Annotated in this window: 1 protein-coding gene; it reads right to left on the bottom strand. The window is 30.9% G+C overall.

What is annotated here, in order from left to right:
• Positions 1-99 precede the first annotated feature (99 nt).
• Positions 100-1,218, bottom strand: coding sequence for a thiol-activated cytolysin family protein (locus HMPREF9144_RS02760; protein WP_006044327.1), 1,119 nt, complete (start codon positions 1,216-1,218; stop codon positions 100-102).
• Between the last annotated feature and the right edge of the window lie 447 nt (positions 1,219-1,665).

The following is a 1,665-nucleotide window of genomic DNA, read 5'->3' as shown; positions in this document are numbered from 1 at the left end:
GCTTCCTTATAATTAGAATTTTAAGAGAGTATAAATATAATTCTAAAACGATGCAAGTTTAACAATCCTAATGGAAATATAAACTTGCATCATTGTTGCTTACTTTTTAAGTGTAATAACCTCTTCGGTATAAAAACCTCTCACTTCTACTTCTCTATTGTTTCGCACAGAACGCACACGATAACCAATAGGAACAGATGCATGTATTAACGATCTGGAATTTGGTACATCTATAAATTCCATAAAACTATCATAATCGCGTATCTTCCTTGCATATTCATGTGGACCGCCAGCAACCATAATTTGGATTTTTCCAGAATTAAAATAGCTATTCCACTGTTTCTTATATTCGGTTTCTACGCTTCTATTAAACTTTGTAAATGAAGCTTTTATGCCGCCTTTTATCATTTTTGAGATAGAATCGGCACTCTCTTTTGTTTCAATAAGCAAATGTAACACACGACCATAATCTACACTACTTACATAAACGGGTTCGTATTCTCCTAAATTATCAAAAGTTCCCCATTCATCAGGCTGTTTTGCATCCATTGATATGTTAAAAAATTGTTGTCTTACTTTTACCAAGACATAATGCTTGCCCGATGAAGAATAATTGTGCGCTTCATAGTTGAAATGTGCTTTTACAATATCATTAAGTACATTTACATTCGTATGAATGTTGAATGTCTTGTTAAAACTTTCCGTTGTTGTTACAACATTATTAAGGTAAGTAATATATGCAGGTGCATTATTATATTCTATTAAATCTTTATTCGGCTCTATCAAATCGTTGATACCTTGACGCACATCGCTTAAAGTGGGGAATACTTGTTTACTTTCTTGCAGATTTCTTCCGTGAATATTTGCCGACAAGGTTATAGTTTTCGGATTTTTAATAGACACTGGCGAATATTCTCCTTTCATAAAAGCATCGCCACGAAGAACACAACCAGGGAAAATTACTTCTGAAAGACTTTCATCTACTAATTCTACAGGATTAAGCGTAATTTGTTTTTTGATAATTTCTCGATATTCTTTCTCATTTCCAACGACATTTCCTGTTGGTTCGGAAGATAGAACTTGATCTTCTACTGGGGCGAAAGTAACAGGTTTCATTTCGTTTAACAGATTAGACGTTTCGTCTTTGCTGCAACTTGTAAACATTGCCGTCGCTAATAGAAGCGATAATGCTGGGAATAATAGTTTTTTCACTCTCATATTATTTTTTTATTAATAATTACAATATATTTTTTATGTATCAATGATAGGATATCAGATTCTATTACAACTTTATCAATTCCGTTAATCGGTTGATAACTGCAATTTTACCTACATATCTATTTCATATTTTCCTATACCGTCTACAGAATCTATTCCTTTCTTCAGAGGGAATAGAATAATTTTTGTTGTTTTCATATTATCTTAGTTATTATAAATTTCTGTTTCATTAATCTGTATTTAAGGTAAAGCACAACAAATATATGTAGAATAAATAAGAAGAAACTAAAAAATCATTTTATTTTCATTATCTTTAACGCAAAGAGATAGTATTCCCTATTAAGTTTGAAAATATATAAAATAATGATATAAAAAACATTGCGCTGAAAAAAGTAGAATTGTATTCTGCAGTTCAAACGTCTAATCTACATTCTTTTTTTTCATTCG

The organism is Prevotella pallens ATCC 700821 (genome assembly GCF_000220255.1).
Taxonomy (GTDB): domain Bacteria; phylum Bacteroidota; class Bacteroidia; order Bacteroidales; family Bacteroidaceae; genus Prevotella; species Prevotella pallens.
Note: the sequence above shows the minus strand (reverse complement) of the source record. Positions and strands in the feature narration are given on the sequence as shown.